This is a genomic window from Microcoleus sp. N9_A2 (assembly GCF_036701775.1).
In the GTDB taxonomy this organism is placed as follows: Bacteria; Cyanobacteriota; Cyanobacteriia; order Cyanobacteriales; family Microcoleaceae; genus Microcoleus.
Window position 1 is genome coordinate 20,756 of the sequence record NZ_JAUBRH010000070.1, and the last position, 6,623, is coordinate 27,378.

Annotated in this window: 5 protein-coding genes and 1 other RNA gene; 4 read left to right on the top strand and 2 right to left on the bottom strand. The window is 47.4% G+C overall.

The features are described from left to right. Positions 1–4: 4 nt before the first annotated feature. Together QUA44_RS26405 and purD are read right to left on the bottom strand one after the other, a co-directional pair. Entirely contained in the window at positions 5–2,176 is a 2,172-nt protein-coding gene (locus QUA44_RS26405; RefSeq protein WP_333255916.1) for an ATP-binding protein, read from the bottom strand. A 162-nt stretch (positions 2,177–2,338) separates the two neighbouring features. Continuing rightward, complete coding sequence (gene purD / locus QUA44_RS26410) at positions 2,339–3,619, bottom strand: phosphoribosylamine--glycine ligase (protein WP_333255918.1); 1,281 nt, start codon at positions 3,617–3,619, stop codon at positions 2,339–2,341. A 338-nt stretch (positions 3,620–3,957) separates the two neighbouring features. Between purD and purK the strand changes: the two genes are divergently transcribed. The 4 genes from purK (at position 3,958) to QUA44_RS26430 (ending at position 6,418) form a co-directional block, all read left to right on the top strand. Continuing rightward, on the top strand, positions 3,958–5,220 hold the full coding sequence (gene purK / locus QUA44_RS26415; RefSeq protein ID WP_333255920.1) for a 5-(carboxyamino)imidazole ribonucleotide synthase: 1,263 nt from the start codon (positions 3,958–3,960) through the stop codon (positions 5,218–5,220). Positions 5,221–5,270: 50 nt separating this feature from the next. After that, a non-coding RNA gene (gene ssrS, locus QUA44_RS26420) (6S RNA) lies at positions 5,271–5,458 on the top strand. A gap of 518 nt (positions 5,459–5,976) precedes the next feature. Beyond that, on the top strand, positions 5,977–6,225 hold the full coding sequence (locus QUA44_RS26425; RefSeq protein WP_333255922.1) for a hypothetical protein: 249 nt from the start codon (positions 5,977–5,979) through the stop codon (positions 6,223–6,225). 7 nt (positions 6,226–6,232) lie between these two features. Next, positions 6,233–6,418 carry a hypothetical protein gene (locus QUA44_RS26430; RefSeq protein ID WP_333255924.1) on the top strand — a complete coding sequence of 62 codons (186 nt, stop codon included), beginning with the start codon at positions 6,233–6,235 and terminating at the stop codon, positions 6,416–6,418. The last annotated feature ends 205 nt before the right edge of the window (positions 6,419–6,623 follow it).

Below are 6,623 nucleotides of genomic sequence, written 5' to 3' on the forward strand. Positions count from 1 at the left end.
TCCATTAAACAGTTTTAGCCACAGTCGAAGTTGTTTCAGTCTCAACCTGTGCTTCCACCGGCCAAGCATTTTTCATATCTAGTGCTTGTTTCGGCTGATAAACTGCCAAGTCGAACCAGAAAGTCGTGCCCACATTAACTTCGCTAACTAAATTAATTTTAGTGTGGTGCTTGTCAATAATGTTTCTGACAATAGAAAGACCCAATCCCGTTCCTTCTAAAGTGTGTACTCGGTTTTCTACCCGGAAAAAGCGATCGAATATTGCTTGTTGATCTTCAGGATCTATGCCAATTCCCGTATCAGAAATTTCGATCCGCACTACCGGAAAATGTTTGGCATCCGGTGACAAGTTGTGCTTGACGGATTGACCGTCTTTGTGGGTGGGCGCCTCCGGCTCTAGCAAATACGCTCGAATTGCCACCTTGCCGCCGGACTGAGTAAATTTTAAGGCATTTCCTACTAAATTTGCGAATACTTGCAGCAGCAAATCGTAATGACCTAAAGCAGGTGGCAAATATGGGTCAACTTCTTGCTCTAATTCAATGCCTTTATCCTTAGCATTTAACTGATAAGTCCGCAGGGTTTGTTCGACAGCTTGCGGGAGGTCAACAGCCTCCAAGTGATAAACTCGGCAGGATTCCAGTCGCGACAAGTCTAACACGTCGTTAACTAAACGAGTTAGTCGATCGGTTTCTCGGTTGGCAATTTCTAGGAATTCCCTGCGCTCGCTTTCTAGAAGGTCTTCTCCGTACTCGTGGAGAGTCTCGATAAAAGATTTGATATTAAATAAAGGTGTTCTCAATTCGTGAGAAACATTGCTGATAAAATTGCTTTTAGCCTCATTGAGTTCTACTTCGCGAGTAATGTCCTGCACTGTCATTGCAATGCCTTTGAGACTTTCTCGGTAATTTCCGGAACCTTGATGCTTGGAGGTTTGCTCGTAGAAAGTACACTCTACAGCTAGCGGGCGTTGTGGCTCGGTACAGGTATCTTCCTCATGGCGGACGCAGCTTCTGCACAGCGGTTCGGCACCGGGCGCTTTGTGCAGAATGACTGTAGTTAAAACAATCCGAATTGTACGGTTAACTGGTTCGCTCATAGAGATGCGAAATTCGCCGCCTTCGCGATCGCCCGCAGTTATTTCCTGCAAAGGTCTCGCCAAGTCCTGCTGAACTTCCGAAGGCAAAATGTTCAGAACATTTACTCCGAGCGCATTTTTACCTTCCCATCCAAAAATTCGCATACCCGTCGGGTTAACTAAAATCACCTGCAAATTTGCGTCTAATAAAAGCGCGCCATCAGCAATCGTTGAAACCAATGTTTCTAACTTAGCTTTTTCCGCTGTCAACTCTTCAATATTTTGTTCTTCATAACTTTCGAGTTTCTGGGCCATCTCGTTAAAACTGCCAATCAACTCGCCCAATTCTCCCCCTAAAGGCAGGTCAACTCGCTGCTTAAAATTCCCGCTGGCAATGTTTTTAACCCCGAAGACTAATTGTTTGATAGGCTGAGTAATTGTCAGGGCATTAAATACAGCGCCCAAAATTACCATCACCCAAATGGTTACAAATACTGCTAAAGTGACATCCCTAGTCAGATTTGAAGAGATAACTGCGGCGGGATTTGGGTTAATGCCGATCGCCAAAACTCCCAAATATTTGTCTTCATGAATTAACGGCACAAACACATCGGTAACTTCTCCATCTGGCGTCAAATGCTGCCGTACCAAAGGCAAAGAAGTTAAATTTCTCGCCTCAATATCGGCGAGAAAATTATCGGGAAGTTTGATCTGGCGGCGCAGCGTCAGGGAAGTCTGCACCTCGGATTCCGAAAATGGTATCCCCAGGAAAATATCTCCGGCTTCGTCTGCGTAAAGCATATAGCGGACGCTGGAGGTGCTGCTGTAAAATTGGCGGGAAAAGCGGGCGACTTCGGAGCGATCGTTTTTGGCAATCAGCGGCGCCACATTTGCCGCCAACAGCAGGCCGAGGTCACGGCCGTAACGAGTATCGTTAAGTCGGGCGTCTTGCTGGATAGTATTCACGGCCCAGAATGTCAGGCCGCTCATAATTAACGACACTACGAGGGTAGCACCGGCCATCAGGCGGGTCTGGAGGGTAAAATCCGACCACCAGCGGGCAATAATTTCTCCGATTTTGTTTAGTATGGCCAGCATTTCACCAGTTCAATATTAAAAGCAAGATCAATTCCGTTGGCTCCCGATCGAATTTTCTGCTGCGACTTGTCCGCTACCGCCACCGCAGAGATACCAAACTTCATTGTTACATTTCTACATTGAGATTGCTTGGCTTTCGGATGGCGGCCGATGTCGCAATTCCTAATTTTTCTCCCCCAAAGCTCGGCGACCGATGTCCCGACGGCAGTAGACCCCTTCAAATTGGATACAATCAACTGCTGCATAAGCTTTGGAGATAGCTTGTTCCAAAGTTTCTCCCGCCGCAGTGACGCCCAAAACCCGGCCGCCGTCGCTCACCAACTGCTGGTGCTTCAACTGGGTGCCGGCGTGAAACACTTCTGCTCCTTGGGCTTCAGCTTCCTCGATACCTGTAATAACTTTGCCTTTTTGATAACTTCCAGGATAGCCCCCAGAAGCCAAAACTACGCACACAGAGGCCCCCGACTTCCAGCGAATAGAATATTCACCGAGACGCTGCTGACAGCAGGCCAGCACCAAATCTTCCAAAGGAGTTTCCAGCAGCGACAAAACCGCTTGAGTTTCGGGATCTCCGAAACGGCAGTTGAATTCCAAGACTGTGGGTTCTCCTTCTGGCGTAATCATTAAACCTGCGTAGAGTACGCCCCGGTAGTCGATTTTGCGTTTTTGCAGTGCTGCGAGGGTGGGTTCGAGAATTTCTTCTTGAATCCTTTCCATGAGTTCCGGGGTGACAATGGGCGCTGGGGCGTAGGCTCCCATACCGCCGGTGTTGGCTCCCTTGTCGCCTTCGCCGATAGCTTTGTGGTCTTGGGCCGGCAGCAACGGTTCCACTGTGATGCCGTCGGTGAGGGCGAGAATCGAGACTTCTTGACCTGTTAAGAATTCTTCGACGACGACTCGGATGTTGTCGGTGCCGAATTCGCCTCGGAAAATGGTGTTGATGGCGCTGTGAGCCATTTTGACGGTGGTGGCAACGGTGACTCCTTTGCCTGATGCGAGTCCGTCTGCTTTGATGACTATTGGGGTTCCTTGTTCCAGAACGTATGCTTTGGCTGCTTCTGCGTCTGTAAATACGGCAGCTTTGGGTGTGGGGATGCCTGCTTCGAGCATCAATTCTTTGGCCCAGGATTTGCTGGATTCAATTTGGGCGCCGGCTTTGGTGGGGCCGAAAATCATCATTTTTCGCTGTTGGAAATAGTCGGCGATGCCTAGCGATAGGGGTAATTCGGGGCCGACGATGACTAATCCGATGTTGTTGACCATCACAAAGCGTTCGATGCCTTGGAAGTCGTCGATGTTGAGCGACAGATTTTGACAGCCTGGGGTGGTAGCTGTGCCGCCGTTGCCCGGTACGCAGAATACTTGTTTAATCCGCGTAGATTCTAGCAGTTTTTTTGCGATCGCGTGTTCGCGACCTCCGTTTCCCACAACTAAAACTTTCACAGTATCCTCACCTATAAATTTTGTTTCCTGAATGTGTGATTTTCAGTGTTGGCATCTGTCTATCTGCTTTTTGCAGTGCTGTCAATTATGCCATGCTTGGCGCTAGGGAATTGCTAGATGTGGCACTTTTCTGGAGGAGTGGGCTTCGACGGCTGTTTCTCAATGGCTGGGAGTGTGCAATAATTAAAGACTTTAGGCGCCGATCTTTTCTGGGTTCTGCCTCGATTTAATCATGAAATTAAAACTATTTTCTGGCTTTTAACTCTTCAATTACTGTAATTGAGCCAGGGTCAAATAGCGATAAGATAGGCAGGTTGACTTTGCGGAATTTTACTCAGATGAAATCAAATCAAACCGCTGCGAGTTTGTCTGCCAAATTTAAGCGGGTGGGCGTTGTCGGCGGCGGCCAGCTAGCTTCGATGATGGGGGATGCTGCTAAAGCGCTAGGTATTGAATTGGTAGTGCAAACTCCCTATGCTACTGACCCGGCAGTTTCTGTTGCTGCTGGTGCTGTTTTGGCTGCTGTTGATGATGTTTTGGCTACGGCTCAATTGGCGGCTGGCTGCGATCTTATTACTTTTGAAAATGAGTTTGTGGATTTGGATGGTTTGCGGCCGCTAGAAGAGCAAGGTGTGTTATTTCAGCCGAGTTTGTCGTCGCTTTCTCCTTTGTTGGATAAGTACGTTCAGCGCTGTTATTTACAAGGTTTGGGTTTGCCAACTCCGAGATTTTGGGAATGGGATTGCAGCGCAGATTTGCCCCCGGAATTGTTTAAAGCGGTGGCGCTCGACTTTCGGGCAATTTCTGTTTCTGACAACGTGCAGATTGCAGGAGATTCGGGTGCTGGATCGATCGACTTTCCCTTTGTGGTCAAAGTTCGCCGCCACGGTTATGACGGCCAAGGTACTTTTATTGTTAAGGATCGGGGGAGTTTTGAGTCAATTCGTGCTAAACTCCAAGGTCAGTCTTTGTTAGTGGAAGAGTTTGTGCCATTCGATCGCGAGTTGGCAGTGATTGCAGCTCGATCGGCAACTGGGGAAATTGCGATTTATCCGATCGTCGAAACTCAGCAGCAAAATCAGGTTTGTCGCTTGGTGATTGCGCCTGCTGATATTAGTTTAGATGTGAAAACCGAAGCTTGTGCGATCGCCCGCACTCTCCTCAACAGTTTGCAAGCTGTCGGCGTATTCGGCATTGAATTATTTTCAACCACCGACAATAGGCTGTTAGTCAATGAAATTGCACCCCGCACTCACAACTCGGGACATTTTACCATCGATGCCTGTGAAACTTCACAATTTGAACAGCATTTGCGCGCTGTTTGTCAACTGCCTTTAGGTAATTCGGATCTGAAATGTGCAGGCGCTGTCATGGTAAATTTGCTGGGCTACGAGTCGGCTGAGTCGGATTATTTAACGAAACGAAAACAACTGGCACAAATTAGCGGTGCTTTTGTCCATTGGTATGGTAAGAAAGTATCGCGTCCCGGCCGCAAACTGGGTCACGTTACAGTTGTGTTCGACGCGGACTTGGTGGCTCAGGGGCGATCGCAAGCACTGGCGATCGCTCAAACCGTTGAATCTATCTGGTATGCAAGTTAAATTGCTCGAAGCTTGCCAAAATCTAGTTAGTTGCTGTATATTAAATAAAGGTTCTACTGCGACGTTGGTGACTGCCAATAATGTTTTTTTGATCTATAACTCTTAACTCTCGGGAATCAAGATGTTTGGACAGCAGTAAACTGGGCTTGTACCCAGAAACTTTAAGTCCGAGCCAACGGTGCCCACCTGGTAAAATACCAGGTCAAAAGCTGAGGTAAGACGGCGTTGCGGGGAGCCATTATAATATTGATTGAGATAGGCGCTGTGAAATATGGCTAGCCTATTTTTTTTGAGTAAACGCCTTTACTCATACTTGGAGTTTACTGTAGTTTAGACTAAATAAAGATGAGAAGGGTGACCAAAGAAGAACTAGCCACCGCGGCGGGAGAGAATGAGGGTGAAAAATAAAACCTATCCACTCCCTAAATGAACAGTGAACGATTAAAGGACTTTCGTCAAGCAACATACGAGTTATTAGTAAAAGCGAAAGATGCAACATTCGAGCTGATGGATGCAGTAATGACCACGCCCGAATGCGGCCTGTTTAGCGGAATTTTCACTCAATCCATTATTCAATCGTCAATGGCCAAGCGTCTACGAAGCCTTACAAGACTGTAGGCCAGACCGGAAAAAACTGATGCTGCTTTATCTCCAGCAATTAGAACAGCAAGTACCCGCAGCAGAACATATATTAGTCGCAATCGACCACACTGCATGGGGGAAACAGTCGTGCCAAAACATTAAAATATAGAACCCATGAATATCATCTTAGGCGTAATTATTGGACAAGGGTACAGTACCATTGCGTGGATACCGGAAGCGCAAGGAAGTTGGGCATTACCCCTACTCCATGAAAGAATTAGTAGTGCGTCTTCACCTATACTTCAAGCAGCTTCCCAACTCAAACTTGTCTGTGAACAGAGCATCAATCCAGTCTTGGCAGTCTTAGACGCCCGAATATGGCAATGCCAGTTGGGTACTAGCTATAGCAGATATTCAAGCTGATTGTTTAATGAGAGTCCGAAGTAATGCTTGCTTGTGGTCAGCACCACCAGCCTACAGTGGTCGCGGCAGACCACGCAAGCACGGGCAAAAAATGAGGCCCAACGACCCAACCAGATGGCTCGAAGCGGATGCTGTGATTGAAATTGACGAACAGAAGAGAGTTGGGACAAGTCAGAGTCAGGCAATGGCTTGACTTACATTTTTATCGTGTCCCTGGACAAAGAGTTATCTCAGACAATTGGTTTAAAAATCAGGCTAATTTACTATCCACCTATCACAGCAAATATAACCAAATTGAACGCTGCTGGGCGGCACTTGAACATTAGACCTCTTGCAAAAATAATTAGGACGGGCTCTCCGGCCCATCCCACAAGAGTGATTTTTTCTTGTGGGATGGG